The 22835-nt window shown below is 49.9% G+C and carries 23 protein-coding genes; 7 read left to right on the top strand and 16 right to left on the bottom strand.

Annotated elements, in window-relative coordinates; genetic code table 11:
- The first annotated feature begins 97 nt into the window (after window positions 1-97).
- The 3 genes from P2W70_RS01455 to P2W70_RS01445 are packed head-to-tail and all read left to right on the top strand — an operon-like array spanning window position 98 to window position 3215.
- Window positions 98-913 carry an alpha/beta fold hydrolase gene (locus P2W70_RS01455; RefSeq protein WP_276479639.1) on the top strand — a complete coding sequence of 272 codons (816 nt, stop codon included), beginning with the start codon at window positions 98-100 and terminating at the stop codon, window positions 911-913.
- 23 nt (window positions 914-936) lie between these two features.
- Window positions 937-2097 (top strand): glycosyltransferase, encoded by a 1161-nt coding sequence (locus P2W70_RS01450; protein WP_276479638.1) that lies wholly within the window; start codon window positions 937-939, stop codon window positions 2095-2097.
- 20 nt (window positions 2098-2117) lie between these two features.
- Window positions 2118-3215, top strand: a complete 1098-nt coding sequence (locus P2W70_RS01445) for an ABC transporter permease (RefSeq protein WP_276479637.1) — start codon at window positions 2118-2120, stop codon at window positions 3213-3215.
- Between the two features lie 78 nt (window positions 3216-3293).
- Here P2W70_RS01445 and P2W70_RS01440 read toward each other — a convergent pair whose 3' ends face one another.
- Window positions 3294-3710: a hypothetical protein gene (locus tag P2W70_RS01440; RefSeq protein ID WP_276479636.1), complete on the bottom strand. Its 417-nt coding sequence runs from the start codon at window positions 3708-3710 to the stop codon at window positions 3294-3296.
- Window positions 3711-3783: 73 nt separating this feature from the next.
- Window positions 3784-4263 carry an Lrp/AsnC ligand binding domain-containing protein gene (locus P2W70_RS01435; RefSeq protein WP_276479635.1) on the bottom strand — a complete coding sequence of 160 codons (480 nt, stop codon included), beginning with the start codon at window positions 4261-4263 and terminating at the stop codon, window positions 3784-3786.
- Window positions 4264-4915: 652 nt separating this feature from the next.
- On the opposite strand from P2W70_RS01435, the gene P2W70_RS01430 reads away from it, so the two are divergent.
- From P2W70_RS01430 to P2W70_RS01415, 4 genes are all read left to right on the top strand, one after another.
- Window positions 4916-5674, top strand: coding sequence for a hypothetical protein (locus P2W70_RS01430; RefSeq protein ID WP_276479634.1), 759 nt, complete (start codon window positions 4916-4918; stop codon window positions 5672-5674).
- Window positions 5675-5793: 119 nt separating this feature from the next.
- The gene (gene trmB / locus P2W70_RS01425) at window positions 5794-6507 is read left to right on the top strand and encodes a tRNA (guanosine(46)-N7)-methyltransferase TrmB (protein ID WP_276479633.1); all 714 of its coding nucleotides are present in this window, start codon (window positions 5794-5796) and stop codon (window positions 6505-6507) included.
- Window positions 6508-6532: 25 nt separating this feature from the next.
- The gene (locus P2W70_RS01420) at window positions 6533-6676 is read left to right on the top strand and encodes a DUF5522 domain-containing protein (RefSeq protein WP_276480284.1); all 144 of its coding nucleotides are present in this window, start codon (window positions 6533-6535) and stop codon (window positions 6674-6676) included.
- Between the two features lie 370 nt (window positions 6677-7046).
- Window positions 7047-7352, top strand: coding sequence for an MGMT family protein (locus tag P2W70_RS01415; protein ID WP_276480283.1), 306 nt, complete (start codon window positions 7047-7049; stop codon window positions 7350-7352).
- Window positions 7353-7386: 34 nt separating this feature from the next.
- On the opposite strand, the gene P2W70_RS01410 is transcribed toward P2W70_RS01415, so the two are convergent.
- The 14 genes from P2W70_RS01410 to P2W70_RS01345 form a co-directional block, all read right to left on the bottom strand.
- Window positions 7387-7848 carry a hypothetical protein gene (locus P2W70_RS01410; protein WP_276479632.1) on the bottom strand — a complete coding sequence of 154 codons (462 nt, stop codon included), beginning with the start codon at window positions 7846-7848 and terminating at the stop codon, window positions 7387-7389.
- Between the two features lie 20 nt (window positions 7849-7868).
- Window positions 7869-8450: a DUF420 domain-containing protein gene (locus P2W70_RS01405; RefSeq protein WP_276479631.1), complete on the bottom strand. Its 582-nt coding sequence runs from the start codon at window positions 8448-8450 to the stop codon at window positions 7869-7871.
- A 4-nt stretch (window positions 8451-8454) separates the two neighbouring features.
- A complete protein-coding gene (locus tag P2W70_RS01400; RefSeq protein ID WP_276479630.1) occupies window positions 8455-9264 on the bottom strand; it encodes an SCO family protein in 810 nt (269 codons plus the stop codon).
- A 131-nt stretch (window positions 9265-9395) separates the two neighbouring features.
- Window positions 9396-9860 carry a cytochrome C oxidase subunit IV family protein gene (locus tag P2W70_RS01395; RefSeq protein WP_276479629.1) on the bottom strand — a complete coding sequence of 155 codons (465 nt, stop codon included), beginning with the start codon at window positions 9858-9860 and terminating at the stop codon, window positions 9396-9398.
- Window positions 9861-9899: 39 nt separating this feature from the next.
- Window positions 9900-10574: a cytochrome c oxidase subunit 3 gene (locus tag P2W70_RS01390; RefSeq protein ID WP_276479628.1), complete on the bottom strand. Its 675-nt coding sequence runs from the start codon at window positions 10572-10574 to the stop codon at window positions 9900-9902.
- A gap of 89 nt (window positions 10575-10663) precedes the next feature.
- The gene (locus P2W70_RS01385) at window positions 10664-11230 is read right to left on the bottom strand and encodes a cytochrome c oxidase subunit 3 (protein WP_276479627.1); all 567 of its coding nucleotides are present in this window, start codon (window positions 11228-11230) and stop codon (window positions 10664-10666) included.
- Between the two features lie 71 nt (window positions 11231-11301).
- Window positions 11302-12204 (bottom strand): heme o synthase, encoded by a 903-nt coding sequence (gene cyoE / locus P2W70_RS01380; protein ID WP_276479626.1) that lies wholly within the window; start codon window positions 12202-12204, stop codon window positions 11302-11304.
- 52 nt (window positions 12205-12256) lie between these two features.
- The gene (locus P2W70_RS01375) at window positions 12257-14077 is read right to left on the bottom strand and encodes a cytochrome c oxidase subunit I (protein WP_276479625.1); all 1821 of its coding nucleotides are present in this window, start codon (window positions 14075-14077) and stop codon (window positions 12257-12259) included.
- Between the two features lie 53 nt (window positions 14078-14130).
- Window positions 14131-15279, bottom strand: a complete 1149-nt coding sequence (locus P2W70_RS01370) for a cytochrome c oxidase subunit II (protein ID WP_276479624.1) — start codon at window positions 15277-15279, stop codon at window positions 14131-14133.
- Between the two features lie 69 nt (window positions 15280-15348).
- A complete protein-coding gene (locus P2W70_RS01365) occupies window positions 15349-16587 on the bottom strand; it encodes a quinol:cytochrome C oxidoreductase (protein WP_276479623.1) in 1239 nt (412 codons plus the stop codon).
- Between the two features lie 35 nt (window positions 16588-16622).
- A complete protein-coding gene (locus P2W70_RS01360) occupies window positions 16623-17297 on the bottom strand; it encodes a c-type cytochrome (protein WP_276479622.1) in 675 nt (224 codons plus the stop codon).
- 19 nt (window positions 17298-17316) lie between these two features.
- Window positions 17317-17910, bottom strand: a complete 594-nt coding sequence (locus tag P2W70_RS01355) for a DUF3341 domain-containing protein (RefSeq protein WP_276479621.1) — start codon at window positions 17908-17910, stop codon at window positions 17317-17319.
- A 91-nt stretch (window positions 17911-18001) separates the two neighbouring features.
- The gene (gene nrfD / locus P2W70_RS01350) at window positions 18002-19450 is read right to left on the bottom strand and encodes an NrfD/PsrC family molybdoenzyme membrane anchor subunit (RefSeq protein WP_276479620.1); all 1449 of its coding nucleotides are present in this window, start codon (window positions 19448-19450) and stop codon (window positions 18002-18004) included.
- An 89-nt stretch (window positions 19451-19539) separates the two neighbouring features.
- Window positions 19540-22725 (bottom strand): TAT-variant-translocated molybdopterin oxidoreductase, encoded by a 3186-nt coding sequence (locus tag P2W70_RS01345; protein ID WP_276479619.1) that lies wholly within the window; start codon window positions 22723-22725, stop codon window positions 19540-19542.
- Between the last annotated feature and the right edge of the window lie 110 nt (window positions 22726-22835).

Here is a 22835-nt window from a genome sequence, read left to right as displayed (position 1 = left end):
GTCTCCTGCAAGTTTTTGTCGTTAAATGGCGGTGAACAAGATTTCTTTTATAACCCGTTGTGAATCAGATAAAGTTGTAGTTTTAGCGCAGCCAGTTATGCAGTCGGCCATCCTTTCATATAAACATTCGCAGATCCATTTCAGCGCAGGCGGCGCCGGCGAAAAGCTATTGCTTTGCCTGCATGGATACGGCGAATCGGAAAAGACCTTTCACTTTTTGGAGCGCCACCTGCCAACCGGGTACCAGCTCGTGGCTCTCGATCTTCCTTTTCACGGCGGCACACAGTGGCAGGAAGGGTTAGATTTTTCCATGGAGGATCTGTTGTCTATACTGGCTGGCATCCGGCAGCACCTGGGCATACCCGCAGCGCGTTTGTCGCTGATGGGTTTCAGCATGGGGGGTCGTGTAGCACTCAGCCTGCTGGAAACCATCCCTGACCAGATCGACCGAGTATTGTTGTTGGCGCCGGATGGATTGAAGGTTAATTTTTGGTACCGCTTTGCCACCCGTTCGGTAGTAGGCAAACAACTATTCCGGTTTACGATGCAACACCCTGGTTGGTTTCATCAGTTTCTCAAAGCGGGTAATCGGTTAAAGCTGATCAACCAGAGCATATTCAAGTTTACCAACTACTACATCAACGATCGCCGCGTACGGGATGAGTTGTACAACCGCTGGACCTGCATGCGCCATTTCCGGCCACACCTGCAGGTGATCAAATCACTGATCGTGCAATACCGGATACCCGTTCGCTTGTTATACGGTAAGTATGACCGCATTATCCGGTATGAACGCGGTGAAAAATTCAGCGCCGGTATTGAATCTTTCTGTACGTTGCAGGTGATTCCAACTGGTCATCAGGTGCTGCAGGAAAAAAATGTGCCGACGATCCTTTCCATGCTGGAATCTTAGATCCTTTCACCAATTGCCGCTACATGCCAGTATTCCTTCTTGTTTTCTTTTTACTCATGGTGGGTTATGCCTTCCTCATCAACTATTACCATCGTGCCTGGAATGAGCTGCCTGTGTACAAACTCCTTGAAACCCGGGCCACCACTGCCATTTCCGTAGTAGTGGCAGCGCGCAACGAAGAGAACCATATCGTCGCCCTGCTCGATGCGCTTAACCGGCAGCGCTACCCGCAATCATTGTATGAAGTGATCGTGGTAAACGATCATTCTACCGATAATACCTGGTCCATCCTGCAACAAAGTGCTTACCCCGAGCTGCGTTTGAAGCCGCTGAATCTTGCAGCCTATGTGGGGTCGGAAGGAGCCCTGCGTTCGTACAAGAAAAAGGCGATCGAAACCGGCATCCGGGAGGCTACCGGCAAACTGATCGTCATCACCGATGCTGATTGCCGGCCCGGCGATCAGTGGCTGCAAAGCATCGCTTCTTTTTATGAGGCGACGCAGGCCAAATTCATTGCGGCGCCGGTCAGGATCGACGCCGGCCGCAGTCTGCTCGGTATATTCCAATCGCTTGATTTCATCACCCTGCAAGGCATCACCGGTGCTTCTGTATACCGGCGATTTCACAGCATGTGCAATGGCGCCAACCTGGCGTATGAAAAAGAAGCATTCGAAGAAGTGAATGGCTTCGCCGGCATCGACAACATTCCATCGGGTGATGATATGCTGCTGATGCATAAGATCTATTCGAAGTATCCTGACCGCGTGTTTTACCTGAAGGCGCCGGAAGCCATCGTATCGACCGCACCTGCCGCCAGCTGGAAAGCATTTTTCAACCAACGCATCCGCTGGGCCAGCAAAGCCGATAGCTACGATGACAAGCGTATTTTCTGGGTGCTGCTGCTGGTGTACCTGGTCAATGTATGCTTCCTGGTGAGCGTTGTCGCGTCGTTCTGGAAAGATATCTGGTTGTTCTTCACCTTGCTCCTGCTGCTGGCCAAGGTGTTGATCGAATTCCCTTTTGTACACGCAGCTGCTATTTTCTTTGGGCAATCGTCGCTCATGAAGTATTTTCCGTTCTTACAGCCATTGCATATTTTTTATACGATCATTGCAGGCTGGCTGGGCAAGTTTGGCAAGTATGAGTGGAAGGGCAGGATCATCACCAAACAGCCGCAGGCATAACCAAACCCGATTTATTATCCATGGCAACGGCCTCCACACGCAATATTGGGCGAAGATTGAAACGCAACAAAGGTGCCATGCTGGGCATCGTCATCATTGCGCTCTCGTTGTTCATCGCCTTGTTTGCTTACCTGCTGGCACCGGATGGTACACCCAATGCCAACCGCATGATCGTGGAAATCGGTGGTCAGAAGCCCGGATTTTCACAACAATTCCTGTTGCTCCCCAAAGGCAGGCAGGTAGCCTCCACCAGCTTTATCAGCCGCCTGTTGGGCGGACGGGAAGATCGTTACCAGTATATTCCGATCCAACGTTATTCCGCATCCAAAGACAGCCTCGTCATTCAACAGTATATCGATGAAGGTATCACCGAGCGGGTGGCCTACCCCCTTGCCCTCACCAGCTGGGAGGAGGGGGCGCAAAAAGGGGACTACCGGATCGAAACCGTCACGTTTTATCTCGGCACCGATAAGTACGGTCGCGACATCCTCAGCCGCCTCCTGGTAGGCGTACGCGTAAGCCTGAGTGTAGGCCTGGTGACCGTGTTGATCTCGCTGAGTATTGGTGTGCTGCTGGGGGCATTGGCTGGTTATTTCCGGGGTTGGGTAGATGATGCGATCATGTGGTTCATCAACGTGATCTGGAGCATCCCTACCCTGCTGCTGGTCTTTGCCATAACGCTTGTATTGGGCAAGGGCTTCTGGCAGGTATTTATCGCGATCGGTCTTACCATGTGGGTAAGCGTAGCCCGTATCATCCGCGGCCAGGTATTGAGTGTGCGTGAAATGGAATATGTAGAAGCGGCCCGGGCCCTCGGCTTTGGGCATCCGCGTATCATCGTACGCCATGTATTGCCTAATGTGATGGGTCCGGTGATGGTGGTCGCTGCTTCCAATTTTGCCTCTGCCATTGTGATCGAGGCAGGCTTGAGCTTCCTCGGGGTAGGTGTGCAGCCGCCACAACCCAGCTGGGGGCTTATGATCAAGGAGAACTATAACTTCATCATCACCCACAATCCCATGCTGGCCCTGGCTCCGGGTTTTGCCATCATGCTACTCGTACTCGCTTTCAATATGCTGGGCAACGGCCTGCGCGATGCTTTGCAGGTAAAGGCATAAAAAAACCTGCTGCAAAAATGCAGCAGGCTGAATATGTGTACCGCGGTACAGCCTGGATAACCAGCCTGCGCAGTCAATCTATTTCTTCGAATACCGGTAGCTGCCCGTCCATTTATTGGTGTTGCAACCTTTGGATGTAACCGTAATATCCACCTTGCTGGCAGTGGTAGCCGGTGTATTGGTGATCGTGAATGTGCTCACGTTCGTTTTTACATCGCTGAGCGTTTGGGTATAGAACGCTGCGCCACCCGCTTCAGGGGCAGCGGTCACTTTTATTTCCACCCCAGCCGAAGGCAGGTTGGCAGTAATGTTGACCGTTAAGGTGAAATTGGGGCCTATCCCCGGGGCCTGGGTACTGCCATTCGCCGGATCGGTACTAACGATCATAGCGGTTTCCGAACAGGGCTTGGGGTCATCTTTACCTTTACCGCCGCAGGCAGGGGTAATGGCTATGATCGAAAGGGCGAGAAGTCCAAAGACTACGATCTTTTTCATGGTGCAATGGTATTGTAAGTCTGCTAAAGCTAATATTAAATCGGGTTATGAGGAAGTATAATTTTATTGTGTATTATACCTGATTTCCCGCCATCACCTGTACATTGCGGTTAAAGCTTTCTTCCAGGGATATGAAGGTTTCCGTTCGTTCAATACCCTTGATCTTTTGCAGCTCGTCGTGCAATACGTACCGTAATTGATTGATGTCGCGGCAAATGATCTCTGCAAACATGCTGTAATTGCCCGTGGTATAATTGAGGCGGGTGATCTCTGGAATTTTTTGGAGTTCTTTGGCTACGGAATCATAGAGGGAGCTTTTTTCGAGGTATATACCGATAAAAGCGATCACATCGTATCCCATTTGTTTCAGATCAACATTCAATTTGGTACCTTTAACAATACCTGCTTCCTGCAGTTTCTTGATACGTACGTGAATGGTTCCACCGGATACGAACAGTTTCTTTCCAAGATCGGCATAGGATATCTCTGCATTATCCATCATCTCATGGATGATCTGTAAGTCGAGTTTATCAAGATTCAATTTAGATCCCATTTAGCAATCGTTTTTTGTAAAACATCAAAGATTTATACAAATATTTATAGAATATCGAAACTTTCAAAATTTTTATTGAATATTTCTCAATGAATGGCAGAGTTTCTTTAATATTGCACTGTAATCGTTCTTTAAAAGTCAGTATATACTGTGGAGTGATGGAATTTTGGCAGACATGCCCCCTTGTCTCGGGGGTGGGGGTCACAGGATAAACATAGTGTAATGCCGTCCTTCGGGATGACTGGGGTTGACCACCACAGATTGCGCTATAGCTAACTGCCCCGTGGAGGTTCGAGTCCTCCCTCTACAGCCAGAGCAAGCAACACATAAACCCTGTCGGATTCTTCCGGTAGGGTTTCACTTTTTATTCCCATTTTGGTAATCTCCGCAACGCTTACTATCTTTATTGCCTACACGAACGGCGACCGCTACTGTCGCCTAGCCAATTTCCCCTTTATCCTGTTCATTCCGACCCTGTTGTTCCAATAACCTTCTTTCTTTTTACCGGCTGATCTTACAGGCCAGTACCGCCGTTACCTACTTATAACAATCTACATATTACTCATAATTAAATAATTGCGCTTAGCTGTTTGAGTTAAAATTATAATTATCTTCGGTCAAGCCCTTACCTTCAATTAATTAAACCTTTTTCATGAAATTAATGAAACCTCTCCAGCTAACGGTGCTGGCGGGTCTTCTATTCACCCTTTCGTGCAAAAAGAGAGGTGATTACGAGGTTCCCTGCAGGATCAAAACGATCACTGAAAAGTATTCCTCCAATCCCGACGACCCCTATGAAATCACCACCCTTCATTTCAATTATACGAGTTGGGGAGATCCCCAAAGCCTCCTGTTTGATCAGGTCATTACCGGCAGGCCGAACTATTACTTTTATTACGACAACCAGCGCCGCCTTATCAAATACAAGCAGGAATATTTCCCCGGCAATGTGGAGCTGGTATCGAAATACAAGTACAATAGCAACAATTTCATCGTTTCCGACTCCACCTGGTTTGCCGGTTTCGATGAGAACGATCCCTCCGGTTTTGCGGACTGGTGGACAACCCTTTATTCATACGATTCACAGGGACGCGTTTCAAAAACGGTGATGAACTACGCTAACGGACAGGTTCAAGTCGATACTTACAATTACGACGCCAGGGGCAATCTGAACGGTGACGGAAGTGGTTACGACAATAAGAAAAACTTTTTGCGTACCAACCTGATACTGGCATTTATACACCGTAATTACAGCATGAATAACGCGACGCAGGCCTTGTCGTACAATAGCAAGAACCTGCCCACTTCATTCTCGACCGACTGGCGCAATCATTGGGCTCCCTCGTTCAAGAACCTGACAGCACATGAGATAACCTATACCTGCGATAGTCCCAGCCCCGACAACTTTTGATCATACCTTTTTCATAGCCCTGTTCCATCCAAGGCAGGGTACCTCTGCGGCCGGCAATCACCCGTTGAAAGAACTTGCTTCTTCTCAGCGGGTTTTTTATTTCGCTATTTTTGCGGCTTATGGGTCATAAGAAGTTAATACGCTTTGCAGAGATGAGCACGTTTCCCAATGTGCTCCAGTATCCGGAGAACATGCCAGGACGATGGAATGAATTCTTTCACAACGATAACCCGATCGTGCTCGAGCTGGCTTGTGGTAAAGGGGAATACGCCCTTGGCCTGGGCCGTTTGTTTCCGGACAAGAACTTTCTGGGAGTAGACCTCAAGGGCAACCGCATCTGGGTAGGGGCTAAAAAAGCCCTGCAGGAAGACCTGAAGAATGTGGGTTTCCTACGCACGCAGATCGACCAGATCGCTCAGTATTTTGCCCCTGGCGAAGTGTCGGAGATCTGGATCACCTTTCCCGATCCCCAGCTACGCACCGGCAAAGCCAGAAAACGCCTTACCCACCCCAAATTCCTGCGGCTGTACCAGCAGTTCCTGCAGCCAGGCGGTTTTATCAACCTCAAAACCGACTCACCCAGTCTCTACCGCTTTACCAAATGGGTGATCGACCTGCAGGAGCTACCCGTGGCACAGGAAATGGACGATGTCTATGCCAACCCCAACATCACCGATGTTTTGAAGATCAAAACACATTACGAAGGGTTGGATATCGCGCAGAGCAACCGCATTCATTACCTGCAATTCAGTTTGCCTGCTACCCCATTACCAGATAAAGATGACGCGTTAAAAGAGTTATTGCTTGAAGAAGGAACTGATAGAAGGAGTTGATTTTTATTTCAACGAGCAGGGGTATATGGTGTTGACCGCCAAATTTCACCTCGAGCGTGGACGTTGCTGCGGCAATGGTTGTCTGCACTGCCCCTTTAAATACATCAATGTGGCAGAGCCGCGGCGCACCGAATTGCTCTCTAAAAGAAAACAAGATGGCAACCCGTAAAAAAGCAGCGAAAAAAACAGCCACATCCGCGAAACCTGCAACAGCCAGCCGGAAGGCCGCAGGTAAAAACAGGGTCGCTGCCACTGGTAAGTTCGGTGACAGGCAGGCATCGCCCGCTAAAAACGCTGCCGGGAAGAAAGGGAACGCATCAGCTGCCAAATCCAGCGGCTTCTTACCCAGCTCAACAACCGCGCGAAGCAGTAAATCAGCAAGCTCCTCCACCCCCAGGGTCAAGCCTGGAATCGCTAACAAAAAAACGCGCTCCGCCAGCACAACCCGACAACCCCCAGCAACGAAAGCACTTCGACCGGTTGCAGAAAAGCTCCACGCGCTTACGCCTGCAGGCCGCAAAGAATCCTTTTTTGAATTGGTGTTTGAAGTTGCCCGTCAGATTCCCCGTGGCCGGGTCACCTCCTATGGCGCTATAGCAGCCAGCCTGGGCGCCCGCTCCTCATCCCGGATGGTTGGCTGGGCCATGAACGGCGCCGGCAGGGTAAGGCCGGTGGTACCCGCACACCGGGTCGTCAACCGCAATGGCATGCTTAGTGGCAAACATCATTTTGCTACCCCCACCCGTATGCAGGAGTTACTGGAAAAAGAAGGCATTCAGGTGAAGAAAGATACCGTCGTCAACTTTAAGGAGCTGTTCTGGGACCCTGCCCAGGAAGGTTTCTAGCTGGGTAAAGCCGACCACTCACTACTCAAGCCGGTTAGCCCTTTCCTTCCAGCATTGCCACATCGTCACTGGTGAGCCGCAGCAGTACAATGATATTCGCCTTCCGGGGGCGGAACAGTAACAACAAAATGGCATGAAAACCGGCCAACACCAGGAAAGCATAGTTGCCGGTCAGGAAGAAACAAATAGCCGCAAACAAACCAGGCAACTCGATCATCGCCCACCAGATAATATAGGCGGTACGGAACAAACTCAATCGTACAGGCCCGGCTTCGGAGCTGTTTCGAGCTGCCAATAGTTTTCGCTTGAACAGATTGAACCCCATCCAGATCACACCCACCGATAATACGACCGACACCGCTTGCAGGGTGCGACCCATAGCAGCATCCACCACCGGACCATCCGCTACCAGTGCCAGCACCAGGATGCCTGCCACCAGACTACCTGCAATACTCAAGTGAAGTATCTTTAGCGCCTTGATTGCGTCCTGTTTCATACTGGTGAGTTATCGCTGAATTAATAATAAGGGCTGATAAGGAGATAGACCAATACACCGGTCACCGCTACATAGAACCATACCGGCCAGGTGATCCTTGCCAGTTTGCGGTGACGGGGATACTCTCCGGTCAATGCCCGGTACGCCGTAAACAGGATGAAGGGCAGCACGATCGCCGCCAGGGGAATATGGGTGATGAGAATAATTAAATAAAATGCACGCAGGCCGCCTGCAGCAGCCTTTTCGGCCTCACTGACGATTCCATCATGGTCCACATCACCAAAGCGCGTATCGCCGGCAAACAGGTGATGGCAGATATACGATACCAGGAAGAGGATGGAGAGGATCATAGCCGTCAGCATGATCTTCTTGTGTACTTCGTAGCTCTTGCGTTTGGCAGTCAGCAATCCTGCGATCAGCAGCACGCTGACGATGGAGTTGATCACTGCGTTGATCGTGGCAAACAGGTGTACATTGAAGCCCAGGTTTACGTCCAGCTTGATCTTGCTCAGCAATACAACGGCGGTAAATACCACTACCGATACCACGCCGATCAGCAACCAGGCTTTCTTATCGTTCTTCTGCAATACAGGAGCTAACATATACTCAGGATTTCTTGTTTTTGGGTTTACGGGCAATGGTCACAAAAATGGCCACGGCAGCAATCACAATGAGGTAGATGGGCCATAACGACAACAGCTCGGCCAACACGGGAGAAGATTCCTTTTTGTCTTTCTCCAGCATCAACAGGGTCAGGTCTTCTGCCAGCCTGGAGAGCGCAGCCGTATCCAGGCCATTGTAATAGCCGCGGATGATTCCCTTCCGGTCAATCAGGGCAAACTTCTCGGTGTGGATAAAAGCGGTGTCTACCGTGCCTCCATCCTGTACCGGCAACTTGATCTCGTTGATGGCAAAATCGTAGATCTTTTTCTTTGGACCTGTCAGCAACCACCACACATCATGGTTCACGCCATAGCGATCGGCATATTGTTTCAGTACAGGAACCGAATCACGCTCAGGATCCACACTGAACGAAAGAAATTGAACGAAGGTGGTATCGATCCGCTTGGTGACGTCCTTCAGCCGCAGGGCATCCTGAAGGTCCTTCATATTGCGGGTAAGGTAAGGGCAGATGGAGGGGCAGCGGGTGAAGAAGAAATCGGCAATAATGATCTTCCCACGGAGGTCATCGATCTGGATCTGCTTACCCAATTGATTGGTAAACGTATCATTAGCCAGCTCGTACCAGACGGTATCAGATACCTGTTTGCCCCTGATCACGGTATCGACTGTATACTCGGGATAGTATTTACGGGGCATCGCAATGGCATCCTTGCTGACCGTCTTTACAATAAAATAGCTGGCGACCGGCAACAGGAGCACTATACACAACCCTAACAAAGCTTTCTGACTCACGGTGTTGAATTTGCTCCGCAAAGGTACCACACGAATCGATGCAATACCGGTTTTGCCAGCAAAAGGCCGGAAATAAAAAACCATCCCGCCTGGCGGGATGGTTCAGTTATGTAGCACCCTGTACAGGGCGATTAATGTACTGCTTCAGGTTTTTCTTCAGCACCATGTTCGCTGTGCTCACCATGACCAGCTTCTGCTTTCTTGGGCAGCGGTGTAGTCGTAGCTTCTTTGTGGTAGCGATCGTAGTTGTTGCGCAGGTTCTTGTAAGAGTTGCCATCCCAGAGGAAAGCAGCAATGAACCAGATAAACAACAGCGCTGGTACCGCAATGGTCATGATCATGTTCTTGATCTCATGACCAAGGTGCATGAACTCGGCAATGATATAGAAAGCTTTTGCACCGGTAAAGATGATGTACAGAATATTGAACATCAGCTTCAGGTTATGGAAGTGAGGAGCAATGAACATACCTACGATCAACTCGATCGCCGTGATGATCAACAGGATCCAGAACGTTCTCCAGATTGGCTTGGTATCGAAATGCTTCTTCTCGCCGTGGCCATGCGCTTCAGTATGTGTAGTCTCGTGATGTGCCATAATAAGTTGTATTGCAATTAACGTTATTCCAATCGGTTTTTAGAACAGGTAGAAACAGGTGAATACGAATACCCATACCAGATCTACAAAGTGCCAGTACAAACCAGCCTTCTCGATCATCAGGTAGTGACCTCTGCGGTCGAATACCCCTCTGTAGGTCATGATGAACATGATGATATTGATCACCACACCCGACAATACGTGGAACCCGTGGAAGCCGGTGATGGTAAAGAAGAAGTTGGTAAAGTTGGTAGAAGCTTCTGTACCGTCGAAGTTATGGAAAGGGTTGCGACCCCACCAAGCCCCTTCAGCATGCAGGTGAGCCCACTCCCAGGCCTGACAGCCAAGGAAAGCAGCACCGCCCACGATGGTCCAGGCCAGCCATTTCAATACAGATTTACGATCATTCATATGACCCGCACCTACAGCCAGTACCATGGTTACGGAACTCATGATCAGGATGAAGGTCATTACACTCACAAATACCAGCGGCATGTTTGCATGGCCCATACCAGGGAATGACTTGAACACCTCGTTCGGGTCAGGCCAGCCATTGCTTGAAAAACGTACCGTGCCATAGGAGATCAGGAACGCGCCAAATGTGAAGGCATCGCTCATCAGAAAATACCACATCATCAGCTTGCCATATTCCACATTGAAGGGACTTTTTCCGCCACCCCACCATTTTTGATTCGCTGGTACTGCTTGTGCCATGTGTTGCTATTAGTTTAAACTCAATAAAATTTTAAAAGCCAGTTTTTGATGCCGCTTTAGGGCCGGCAGCCCCCGGACTTACCGGTCCGTTAGGACTTCACCAGGAAGAAAACGAACAGGTATACCCACAACAAATCTACAAAGTGCCAATAGGTACTGATTACCTCTACCGGAATAGCATTGTAATTGCGCACCCTTGCACTGAAGGCCTTCAGGAACATTACCAGGAGCGCGATAGCACCACCCAGTACGTGCAATCCATGCAGGCCAAATATGATATACAGAAACTGAGCCGCACCTGCACCACCTTCCAGCTTAACACCCGAATTAAAGAGCTGCTGGAAACCCAGGATCTGCATCACCAGAAACGCCAGGCCAAGGGTAGCGGTTACGGTAAGCAGGATCCGGTACTGCTGCATATTGCGCTCTTTGAATGATTTGAGCGCCATTTGCATGGTCAGACTGCTGATCAGGATCACTCCTGTAGAATAATAAAAGATCTTCGGCACAACCACTGTGCTCCAACCCGGTTGTTCGCCTTTTACGATATAGGCGCTGGTCAACCCGGCAAACATCATAATAATGCTACCGATCGCAAGCCACAAGGTAAACTTGTGGGGATGGATTTTTTGTGGACGCGTACTCACGACATTCATTTCTAAATCAGTTCAATATAATAATCAGTTGCACAAATCAAACTCGCTGTATTTCTTTACCGATCTGATACTTAGAGTTTATCCGCCAGGAGTGCCAGTAGCACGATGGGCAGATAAATATAGCTGCTGAACATTACCCGGCGGGCCGCTTTCAACTCCATTTCCCGGTAAAGCCTTACGCTTTGCCAGATCATGAAGACATTGGCCACGAATACGATCCATAAGCTAATCATTCCACTCATACCAACCAGGTAGGGCAATATACCCACCGGGATCAATACCAGCGAATAAATGATCGACTGGATGGCTGAATATCTTCCCGGCCCTTCTACCGAAGGCATCAGCTTGAAGCCTGCCTTGCTGTAGTCGTTGTGTGCAATCCAGGCGATAGCCCAGAAATGCGGGAACTGCCAGAAAAACTGGATACCAAACAGTACCCACCCACCCACACTCAGGTCATCCTGCCCGGCTGCCCAACCAATGAGACAAGGTAAACCACCGGGTACTGCACCCAGCAGTACGGCAATGGCACTCACCTTTTTCAAGGGTGTGTACATGAAGGCATAGATGAACCAGCTCACGATCGCTACTGCCGCAGACAGGAGATTGAAGAAGTAAGCCAGGATCACCACGCCCGCAACTACGGTAACGATGGCAAAGGCCCAACCTTCTGCAACACTCATCCGGCCGGATGCTACGGGGCGTTTGGCCGTCCGTTTCATCATCGCGTCGGTATCGCGTTCCACCACCTGGTTCACCGCGTTGGCGCTACCTGTTACCAGCATACCACCAACAAAGAGCCAGATGATCTGGGTCCAGTCGAATTCAACCACTTTTGGCGCCAGCAGGTAACTGATCACTGCAGAGAACACAACCATGAAGCTGAGGCTGAACTTAATCAGCATCATATAGTCACGCACCTTGCCGGCCATTGTAAAAGAACTTGTTTGCTTCACGGTTTCCTGCGGCGTCATGTAAATATATTTAGTCGGTGCAGGGCCAGGTTAATGGCCCTGCCAGGCAACATTAATGATGGCTCTCATTGGGGCCAATAGGCTCCGTCTGAGGAATGAAGTCACGACCGTCTTTGCTATAGTCATAAGCCCAACGGTGTACTTCAGGAATCTCACCAACCCAGTTGCCGTGTCCGGGCCTGATGGGGGTAGTCCATTCCAGGGTGGTAGCACCCCAGGGGTTCATCGTCGTTACTTTTCTACCCTTGAAGATAGAATAGAAGAAATTGAACAGGAACAGCAGCTGTACAGCGAATACGATGATCGCTACTGTTGAGATGAATTTATTCAGTTCAGCAAATTGCTTGAAGGATTCCCAGTTGGAATAGTCGAAGTAACGACGGGGCATACCAGCCAGACCTTCGTAGTGCATTGGCCAGAAGATCATGTAAGCGCCTGCCAGGGTTACCCAGAAGTGGATATACGCCAGGGTATTGTTCAGGAAGCGACCATACATCTTGGGGAACCAATGGTACACACCGGCAAACATACCGAAGAACGCAGATACACCCATTACGATGTGGAAGTGCGCAATTACGAAGTACGTATCGTGCAGGTGAATATCGAGGGTAGAGTTACCCAGGAAGATACCGGTAAGACCACCAGAGATGAACAGGCTCACAAAACCGAGGGCGAACAACATGCCCGGCGTAAACCGGATGTTCGCTTTCCAGATCGTCGTCAGCCAGTTGAATACCTTGATCGCAGAAGGTACGGCGATCAGCAGCGTCAACAGTACGAATACAGATCCCAGGAACGGATTCAGACCGGTTACGAACATGTGGTGCGCCCATACAAGGAAGGCCAGGATAGTGATGGCAAACATCGAACCCACCATCGCCATATAACCAAAGATCGGCTTGCGCGCATTCACAGAGATGATCTCAGAAGAAAGACCCATCGCAGGCAACAGGATGATGTACACCTCGGGGTGACCCAGGAACCAGAACAAGTGCTGGAAGAGGATCGCGCTACCACCTTCATTAGGCAGGGCCTGCTGGGTAGTAGCAATATAAATATCAGACAGGTAGAAGCTGGTACCACCATGACGATCGAACAACAGCAGGATGAAACCAGACAACAACACAGGGAATGACAGGATACCGAGTACGGCCGTGAAGAACAGCGCCCACATGGTCAGCGGCATTCTCGTCATCGACATACCCTTGGTACGCATATTCAATACAGTAGATACGTAGTTCAAACCACCGAGCAGTGAAGACACTACGAACAGCGCCATCGCTGTGATCCAGAGGTCCATACCGACCTTGGAACCAGGCGACGCATCACCGAGGGCACTCAAAGGAGGATAAGCCGTCCAGCCACCGCTGAAAGGACCGGTTTGTACGAACAACGAAGAAACCATCACGATGCTACCACCGAAGAAGAACCAGTACGACAGCATGTTCATCATCGGAGAGGCCATATCGCGCGCACCGATCTGCAAGGGAATAAGGAAGTTGGCAAAGGTGCCACTCAAACCACCGGTCAATACAAAGAATACCAGTACGGTACCGTGCATGGTCACGAGGGCATAATAGTTTTCGGCACTGATCTTACCACCCTTGGCCCAACGACCAAGAATGTCTTCCAGCCAGGGGAAAGCCTGGTCGGGGTAACCCAGTTGCAGACGGAACAGTACAGACATCAAACCACCCAAAACCGCCCATACCATACCCGTGATCAGGAACTGCTTAGCGATCATCTTGTGATCCTGGCTGAAAACGTATTTGGTGATGAAAGTCTCTTTATGATGGTGCACGTGATGCTCATCGTGATGCGCATCATGCGTCGTTACTACCTCAGGATGCCCGTGCAAAGCGTCGTTGCTCATGATAAATTATTTATTCGATGTTAATGCTGTTTCAATTCTTCACAAAGCCATTACTACTTGTGGCTTGCCAATGATGCACTGTCTTTTTTGGCAGTCGTGCTATCTGCTGTAGGCTGAGCTGCTGCCGGTGCAACCGCTTCAGGCGTTTCGCTTGGGAACGCATTGGCGTAGGCAGGCTTTTGCTTGGCCTTCCACAAAATGAACTCCTCGGGAGTTACCACTTTGATCATACCCTTCATCGCATAGTGGCTGTTACCACACATCTGATCGCAAGAGATCTCGTAATCAAACTTGGGATTATTGGTGATCTTCCTCATTTCTTCGGTTGTGTACTGAGGCGTGAACCACAGGGTGGTAGGCGTACCAGGTACCGCGTCCATCTTCAGGCGGAAGTGAGACAGACCTACGTCATGGATCACATCACGCGAGTTGATGATCAGTTTTACAGCCACACCTTTTACCAGGTACATAGCAGTATTGTCAACGAGATCGTCAAAACCAGCAGGGTCCGCTTTCAGTACAGCATGACCAGCTACGTTTCCGTCTCTGTCTTTCTTGGCAATAGTGGTGTCTTTCCACAGCATACCGAGCTGGTTGCCCTTGGCTTCGTTGATGTTGCGGAAATACTTCTTTCCGAATACGCCATCCTTACCTGGGTAGCGATAGATCCAACCGAATTGCTTACCGGTGATCTCTACCTGCATAGCATCGGAAGGAGCGTCGCCGGTCATCCGGAACCAATAGAACAATCCAAAACCTACCAGTACGCAAAGCGTGATGGCTGGAACCGTGGTCCAGATGATCTCCAGCTTGTTATTGTGGGGATAGAAAAATGCGGTTCTCTTCTCGCTGTGCTGGTATTTGAAAGCAAACCAGAACAGGATGATTTGTGTTACCAGGAACACGAAGCCGGTAATAGCCAGTGTGATCCACAACATGGTATCGATGTTCTTACCATGCTCAGAGGCGGCAGGATGTGGCAACAGGGTTTTGGGATAGAGGAGCGAATTGCACCACCAAACACCCACCAGTCCCAACACCAGGAACACCACCATCAAAAATGCATTGATCCTGTTGTTTTGCTCGAAAGCCTTCTTCTCTCCTTTCAGCACTGATACGTACTCACTGGCCTTGGCAATCTGAAAGGTGATCAGAAAGCCCAGGATGAGAATCGCTAACAGAAGTATTCCAGTAGTTGTCATGATCTATCAATATATTTAATTCAGACCTATCAAAGTTTATTCTATTGAACAGGGTATACAGCCCACCGATTAAGTGTGGTGTATGATACTTTCTTTAATGAACGGATGGTTCTTCGCGATCAACGGTGTTTTGCTCATCGCTTTACCCACAGAGTTCATGATGATACCTACGAAACCGGCACCAATACCCAGGCTCAGCACCATCATACCTACATTCACATGCTCGGGATCGATACTTGCAAATACCATTTGGTAGAAGTCGAGCCAATGGCCAATAATGATCACCACCGCCATGAATACGATCGAAGTATAGTTACGTTTCGCACCACGACGCATCAGCAGCAACAGCGGCGCCAGGAAGTTGATGATAAAGCTGAACCAGAAGATTCCGCTATAAGCACCAGACTTGTGACCTTGTGCAGAAATACGTGATTTGAAGTAAACAGTTTCTTCAGGAATGTTGGCATACCAGATCAGCATGTACTGAGAGAACCACAGGTATGTCCAGAAAATAGAGAAGGCGAACATGAACTTACCAAGGTCATGCAGGTGCTCCTGGTTGGTGTACTCCAGGTAACCCTGGTTCTTCATGTATACCACGAAGATGCCGATCAATGCCATACCCGAAACGAAGGTGCTCGCAAAAGTGTACCAGCTGTACATGGTAGAATACCAGTGTGCATCGATACTCATCAACCAGAACCAGGGCAGGGTAGACATGGTGGTAAGACCAAACCAGGCAATGAACAAAGAGGCCCAAACGGTGTTCTTAAAGATATACTTGCGGCCAGATTCAACATCAGGCAGCGGGTTGTTGTCGAGTTCCTGAGACAGCGCACGCATTTTGCGGCCCAGTACGATCCACAATACGATGGTGAGGACCGTAAAGGTTACATAAAAAGGCAGGTTCAAAAATCCTTTCTTGTATTGGAGGATAGCATCGTTGGGATCGGGATGCAACCAGTGGTAGATATGCGTACCGGGTACGAATACGATCGCCAGCATCACGATACCGGAGATAACACCCAATGGCACTACTGCAGTTGAAATGGCTTCAGGAACCCTCCTGAATGACATCTGCCAGCCACCCATGGCTAGGGTAGTCGCACAAATAAAGAACATGGAAGCATTTACTACCAGCAGGAAGAAAGCTGCGTTCTGCAGCAGGCCGCCCCAAAACAGTTGAGGGTGCTCTCCTCTTCCGTAAGCGAAAAACGCGATGATCACTGACAGTACACCTACTCCCATCAAAGCTGTTGACCAGGTCTTATATCGCTTGGGTATTTCGAAAAATTCTCTTGAAGCCATTATCAACTATTTATAAGTTCAGTATCTCGTATCAATTATTTCTTGGCAGCTGTGTCAACAGCAGGTTTTGTTGCTTTGGCAGAATCAGCAGGAGCAGCAGCGGCAGCTTCGCCACCATTCGCTTCAGCTTGCTTCGCCTTGATGTACTGGATCACCATCCAGCGTTGAGTGGTGCTCAGTTGTGATGCATAGCTACCCATCTGGCCTTTACCATAAGTAACAGAGTAGAACATCTGGCCGGCAGGCATAGCTACGAATGCAGCACCTTTCACCAGGTTGGCAGGAGCAGCACCGTAAGGGCCGTCGGAACCATCGCTTCTCTTATGCAGCACACCCTGACCGTCAAGTTTCGCACCGTGGCAGATACCACAGTTTACGAGGTACAGACGCTCAGCTTCTTTCGACTGGGCTGCGCTCATAGTAGGAAGCGGATTGGCAATTGTCTTGGACAGTTCATAATTGACCAGCTCGCCTTGTTTGTCCTGTGCGATAGGGAAAGGAAGCAGTTCGCCTCTTTTCACCGTTCCGGGAACAGGCTTGGCATTGTAGTTAATACTTTGAGCGCGGAACGTATCGAGGTCGGTGTACGTTTCAACTGCCCGGCTATACGCCATATCAGGCATGTACACCCTACCAGGACTTCTCCGTACATCATTGCAACTCCAGGCTACCAGGGCTACTAAAACAACTATGATTGATAATTTTTTCATCGTACTGAATATTCAGAGATTATGCTGTAACAGTTTCCGTTTTGCTTTCGTAAAGTTTTTGCTCCTTGTCGTAAGTACCGAGCCACCAGCCGGTTTCGGCAGTCTGCACGTTTACTTCGGTACCGCCTACGCCCGCCAGGAAGTTACTCACTTCAGACTCGTTGGTCTTGTCGGTGCATTCGATCACCATGACAAACTTGTCGTCGGTAGCGCGCAGGTGGAAGTGGTGTTTCTTTACGAAAGGAGCCAGCTGGCAGAGATAACAGAAGGTCAACACCATACCTACCGCAGCACACAATACAGTGAACTCGAAGGTGATGGGGATCCAGGCTGGAATCGCCAGGTGCGGTTTACCACCGATGTTGAGCGGCCAATCTTTGGTAAAGATCCAGGAAATGCTGCTCAGGGCGATGGTAGTACCGGTGATGCCGTATACGAAACCCGCAGTGTGCAGGCTGGTATCCCGTAAGCCCATCGCGGTATCCAGTCCATGGATGGGCATGGGTGTATATATATCATGCAGCTTATAACCGGCTTTACGTACTTGCTTTACTGCTTTGAACAGTACATCCTCCTCATCGAAGCAAGCCACTACAAATTTTTTAACCGCCATATAAGAATTTTATTATTTCTGTTAGGTCAATATCTGATTTCTGAATTCCGGTCCTGCCTCGTCTGCCGGCCGGGTTATAACAGCCCGCCGATTAGTGGTGGGCATGTTGGGTTTCGTGGTAATACGCGTCGGCAGTTTCGCCTTCAACAGCCACCATCTTTTGCTTGTAGTTTTCACCAGAGCGCTTCAGGATATGCTTGATCTCAGCGATCGCGATAACCGGGAAGAACTTGGAGAACAGGAAGTAACAAGTAAAGAACAGACCGAACGTACCCATGTAGAAGCCTACTTCCCAAATGGTCGGGCGGTAGTAAGTAGCCCAGCTACTGGGGATATAGTCACGGTAGATAGAGGTTACGATGATCACGAAGCGTTCGAACCACATACCGATGTTTACGATCACCGACATGAAGAAGGTAACAACGATGTTCCTTCTCATTTTGCGGAACCAGAAGATCTGCGGAGAGATCACGTTACAACCCATCATCAGCCAGTAGCTCCAGCCGTAAGGGCTCAGCAGGTTCAACCTGTTCTGGAAGAACGCCCAGTTTTCGTACTTGTTGGCACCATACCAGGAGATGAACAGCTCGGTGAGGTAGGCGATACCTACGATAGAACCGGTCAATACGATAACCTTGTTCATCACCTCGATGTGCTCCATGGTAATATAATCTTCGAGCTTCAGCACCTTACGGGTAACCAGCAGCAGCGTTTGTACCATCGCAAATCCGGAGAAGATCGCACCCGCTACGAAGTAGGGAGGGAAGATGGTCGTGTGCCAGCCGGGAATCACGGAGGTGGCGAAGTCAAATGATACGATCGTGTGTACAGACAATACCAGGGGCGTACTCAAACCAGCCAGAACCAGTGAGAGACTTTCGTGGCGTTGCCAGTGTTTGGTAGAACCAGTCCAGCCGAAAGAAAGCAGACCATACATCTTCTTTCTCCATTTCAGCTTGGCGCGGTCACGGATAGTAGCCAGATCGGGCAACAGACCAGAGTACCAGAACAACAGTGATACCGTAAAGTAAGTAGAGATCGCGAATACGTCCCACAACAGCGGCGAGTTGAAGTTAACCCAGAGCGGTCCGCGGGTATTGGGGTAAGGCAGTACGAAGAAGGCCATCCATACACGACCCATGTGCCAGATCGGGAACTGACCCGCACACATTACCGCAAAGATGGTCATCGCTTCCGCAGCACGGTTTACACCGGTACGCCAGCCCTGACGGAACAGTAAGAGGATCGCGGAGATCAGTGTACCGGCGTGACCGATACCTACCCACCATACGAAGTTGGTGATATCCCAACCCCATCCGATGGTTTTGTTAAGGTTCCACTGCCCCACACCATATGTCACCTCACGATAGATGGAGTATACACCAAACATAAGCAGGACCACAGAGATAATGAATCCTATCCACCAGCTACGCGTAGGCGGCGCTTCGATAGGACGTACTATATCTTCCGTTACCTGGTGATAAGTCTTGGAACCATCCACCAATGGGGCTCTTACTAACGATTCGTACTTTGATGCCATGTTTATTAGCTTTTAGCTATCAGCTTTTAGGCTTTCGCTGAAATTTTTTACTTGTTAAGACCTTATCTACGCTTCAGTTCAAATAATCCTTAGTGATGACCGGCAGCCTCTTTCTTTTCTTCGCCGTGTGCAGCACCGTGGGCTTCTGCCAGTACAGCTTCACCACTCAATACACCCTGGTTGCTGATCTCGTCCGAGTTCCGCACTTTCGCCAGGTAATTGATGTTGGGCAGTACGTGAATTTGCTCGAGTGCATGGAACAAGCGCAGCTTGTTTTGTGTACGAGCCTGGCTCACAGCACTGTTCGGGTTGTTGGCATTACCAAACACGATCGCATCGGCAGCGCAAGCCTGCTGACAAGCAGTCTTCACGTCTTCATCCTCCAGCGGACGGTCGGCTTTCTTGGCCTTCAACTTACCTTCCTGCAGACGCTGTACGCAGAAAGAACATTTTTCGATCACACCACGGCTACGTACGGTAACGTCTGGGTTCAGTACCATGCGGGTGAGGTCGTCATTCATCATCAGCACCACATCATCCAGTTTGCCTTCTTCTACCAGCGGACGCTGGTTGTCGGCGAAGCTGTCGGCGCCGGTGTAATCGGCCCAGTTGAAGCGGCGTACTTTGAAAGGACAGTTGTTAGCGCAATATCTTGTCCCGATACAACGGTTATAAGTCATTTGGTTCAACCCTTCACTGCTGTGGTTGGTCGCTGCCACCGGACAAACGTTTTCGCAAGGCGCGTTGTCGCAATGCTGACACAGCATGGGTTGGAATACAGTCTGGATCGACTCGGGATCATTGGGGTTACCACTGAAGTAACGGTCGATACGCAGCCAGTGCATATCATGGTAGCGCATTACTTCACGCTTACCAACCACGGGGATATTGTTCTCAGCATTACAAGCTACCACGCAGGCGCCGCAACCGTAACAGCTGTTGAGATCGATACTCATACCCCACTTGATACCCGGACGGGCATGTGTAGGATACAGGGTACCTTCTTTTTCGTAATCATCAATACCACCCCAGGGGGCCAGTTCCTTCGCTCTTTCTTTATAGATCACTTCAGGATCTTCCTGGAATTCTTTCAGGGTTACTTCCTTCAGTACCTCCACACGACCTTCATAGCTGTTGTGCGTTTGCGTCATCGCTATTTTGTAGGTCTCTTTCGTATCCGTTACTTCAGCATTGGCGGCAAACCATTCGATGGTAGCACCGTTGTAGCTGGTCAATGGATAAGCGTTTTTGCCGAGGGAAGTGCCATCCATGGTTACCACCGAACGACCAATTTCTTTGGCCCTTCCGTAACCTACTGCGATAGCGACAGTATCATTCTGCATACCAGGAATAACGATCACTGGCAGAGAGATCTCCTTGCTGCCAACTTTTACCTTGACAACAGGCTTTTCAGGAGTGATCTCGTATTTATCAGCCTCCCAGCGATCGCCCAGGTCGATACCATATTTCTTGGCGAGTGTGGGAGAAATAATTGCATAGTTGTCCCAGCTTACGCGGGTGATCGGATCGGGCATTTCCAGCAGCCAGGGGTTGTTACCTTGCTTACCGTCGCCGATTGCTACTTTCTGGTAGATCACTACTTCTGTACCGCTGGCTTTCTTCAGGCCAACAGCGGCAGTGGTTGCCTGGGCAACACCTGCACCATTGAAGGCAGGAGCAGCGCCGGTACCAGCACCTTCTACCACACCATCCTGCAGGGCTTTCACATACAGCTCACCGCTGCCGAGGCGGGCAGTCCAGTAATTCTTGAAGAATACATCATACGCCGTTGTTGCGTTACCAGCCCATTTCAGGAGAGAATCCTGGAACGGCCTTGTCTGGAACAAGGGGTTGATGGTAGGCTGGATCATGCTGAACAGACCAGCTTTGGGTTCTGCATCACCCCAGCTTTCCAGGAAGTGAGGAGCGGGCAATACATATTTACAAGCCGCCGTGGTTTCGTCCAACCGGTCGTTGAACGATACGGTCAGTTTTGCACGTTGGAGGGCTTTTTTGAAACGTTCGCCGTCGAAGTACTCGTAAGCGGGGTTCACACCGTACAACAACAGGGCGCCTACGCGACCACCTTCAAGGTCGGTAACGAGGGTAGCCATTTCACTGTCCAGACCCTGGTGGGTAAGGATCGGTGTGCTGAAGCTGATGGTAGAACCATAAGAACCGATCGCTTCGTTGATCGCGTTCACGAGGATCTGTACGTTGGGGTTGTTGCTACCGGAAACGACCAGGCCTTTGCCGCGGTTGGCAATGAGGTCTTTCGCCGCTTTTTCGATGCCGGCTTTCAGTTTGCCTTCAACACCGGTTGCACCCTGACCTTGTACTGCACTCAGCAGGGCTGCAGCAACAGCACCTACTTCGGAAGGACGGTGGGTGAAACGCTCGTCTGCATTGGCGCCGGTCATGCTCATCATGCTTTCGAACTGATAATGCTTGCTGAGCTTGGGGTTCTTGGGGTCTACCCTTCTGCCGGCAGTATAACCGCGTTGGAACTCAACGGGGCTCAACCAGGAACCGAGGAAATCGGCACCGATGCTGATGACTACATTGGCATTTTCAAACTGGTAAGAAGGAATGGCTTTTACACCGTGTGTCGCTTCGTTGGCCAGGATGAGACCGCTATAAGAGATGGCATCGTACTGAACGTGGCGGCTACCGGGGTATTTCGCCAGGAATTCAGTGATGAGTTGTTTGGTGGTGGGGGAAGTAATAGTGCTGGTCAGCAATACTACAGGAGCGCCGCTCAGGGCATTCAGTGCATCACCGATCATTTTGTCGATCGACTCATAGCTGGCGGCAGTGCCGTTGGCCATGGGATGCTTGAGGCGGGCTGTATCGTACAGGTCGAGTACAGAAGCCTGTACACGAGCCGTGGTGGCACCTTTGGTGATGGACGAGAGGGTGTTGCCTTCGATCTTGATCGGGCGACCGTCACGTACCTTGGCTATTACCGGGATGGCTTCTCCGCCGCTGATATAGGTAGTTGCATAGTAATCAGCCACACCGGGTATCATGTCCTGGGGCCTGTTTACGTAAGGGATTGCCTTGCGTACAGGCGTTTCACAACTGGCAGCTACCATCGCAGCAGCGGTGCTGAAACCAAGATATTTCAGAAAGTCCCTGCGGGTTGCGGAAGAATCAGACAGATCACTGCCTTTTGCTTCCTGGGGTGCCTGGGGAAATTCATCATTGGCCAACTGCTGATGGGCTTCACTGTTATTGAGCTCTGTAAAACTCTGCCAGTACTTTTTTTTAGCCATTTATATTAATTTGAAAAATTAGTCAATTTGAAAATTTGAAAATGGGTCGCTGGTTGTTTTAAGAGGCGGACGTCATTTCAAACTGTGATCGTACAGACTGCAAGATCAAC

Source organism: Paraflavitalea pollutisoli, from assembly GCF_029360705.1.
Lineage (GTDB): Bacteria > Bacteroidota > Bacteroidia > Chitinophagales > Chitinophagaceae > Paraflavitalea > Paraflavitalea pollutisoli.
This window is presented reverse-complemented; position numbering and strand designations above follow the sequence as displayed.

What these genes read in the sequence shown, in the direction of transcription:
- P2W70_RS01455 (WP_276479639.1), top strand. Translation starts at nt 98, where the DNA reads ATGCAGTCGGCCATCCTTTCATATAAACATTCGCAGATCCATTTCAGC.
- P2W70_RS01450 (WP_276479638.1), top strand. Translation starts at nt 937, where the DNA reads ATGCCAGTATTCCTTCTTGTTTTCTTTTTACTCATGGTGGGTTATGCC.
- P2W70_RS01445 (WP_276479637.1), top strand. Translation starts at nt 2,118, where the DNA reads ATGGCAACGGCCTCCACACGCAATATTGGGCGAAGATTGAAACGCAAC.
- P2W70_RS01440 (WP_276479636.1), bottom strand. Translation starts at nt 3,710, where the DNA reads ATGAAAAAGATCGTAGTCTTTGGACTTCTCGCCCTTTCGATCATAGCC.
- P2W70_RS01435 (WP_276479635.1), bottom strand. Translation starts at nt 4,263, where the DNA reads ATGGGATCTAAATTGAATCTTGATAAACTCGACTTACAGATCATCCAT.
- P2W70_RS01430 (WP_276479634.1), top strand. Translation starts at nt 4,916, where the DNA reads ATGAAATTAATGAAACCTCTCCAGCTAACGGTGCTGGCGGGTCTTCTA.
- trmB (WP_276479633.1), top strand. Translation starts at nt 5,794, where the DNA reads ATGGGTCATAAGAAGTTAATACGCTTTGCAGAGATGAGCACGTTTCCC.
- P2W70_RS01420 (WP_276480284.1), top strand. Translation starts at nt 6,533, where the DNA reads ATGGTGTTGACCGCCAAATTTCACCTCGAGCGTGGACGTTGCTGCGGC.
- P2W70_RS01410 (WP_276479632.1), bottom strand. Translation starts at nt 7,848, where the DNA reads ATGAAACAGGACGCAATCAAGGCGCTAAAGATACTTCACTTGAGTATT.
- P2W70_RS01405 (WP_276479631.1), bottom strand. Translation starts at nt 8,450, where the DNA reads ATGTTAGCTCCTGTATTGCAGAAGAACGATAAGAAAGCCTGGTTGCTG.
- P2W70_RS01395 (WP_276479629.1), bottom strand. Translation starts at nt 9,860, where the DNA reads ATGGCACATCACGAGACTACACATACTGAAGCGCATGGCCACGGCGAG.
- P2W70_RS01390 (WP_276479628.1), bottom strand. Translation starts at nt 10,574, where the DNA reads ATGGCACAAGCAGTACCAGCGAATCAAAAATGGTGGGGTGGCGGAAAA.
- P2W70_RS01385 (WP_276479627.1), bottom strand. Translation starts at nt 11,230, where the DNA reads ATGAATGTCGTGAGTACGCGTCCACAAAAAATCCATCCCCACAAGTTT.
- cyoE (WP_276479626.1), bottom strand. Translation starts at nt 12,204, where the DNA reads ATGACGCCGCAGGAAACCGTGAAGCAAACAAGTTCTTTTACAATGGCC.
- P2W70_RS01375 (WP_276479625.1), bottom strand. Translation starts at nt 14,077, where the DNA reads ATGAGCAACGACGCTTTGCACGGGCATCCTGAGGTAGTAACGACGCAT.
- P2W70_RS01370 (WP_276479624.1), bottom strand. Translation starts at nt 15,279, where the DNA reads ATGACAACTACTGGAATACTTCTGTTAGCGATTCTCATCCTGGGCTTT.
- P2W70_RS01365 (WP_276479623.1), bottom strand. Translation starts at nt 16,587, where the DNA reads ATGGCTTCAAGAGAATTTTTCGAAATACCCAAGCGATATAAGACCTGG.
- P2W70_RS01360 (WP_276479622.1), bottom strand. Translation starts at nt 17,297, where the DNA reads ATGAAAAAATTATCAATCATAGTTGTTTTAGTAGCCCTGGTAGCCTGG.
- P2W70_RS01355 (WP_276479621.1), bottom strand. Translation starts at nt 17,910, where the DNA reads ATGGCGGTTAAAAAATTTGTAGTGGCTTGCTTCGATGAGGAGGATGTA.
- nrfD (WP_276479620.1), bottom strand. Translation starts at nt 19,450, where the DNA reads ATGGCATCAAAGTACGAATCGTTAGTAAGAGCCCCATTGGTGGATGGT.
- P2W70_RS01345 (WP_276479619.1), bottom strand. Translation starts at nt 22,725, where the DNA reads ATGGCTAAAAAAAAGTACTGGCAGAGTTTTACAGAGCTCAATAACAGT.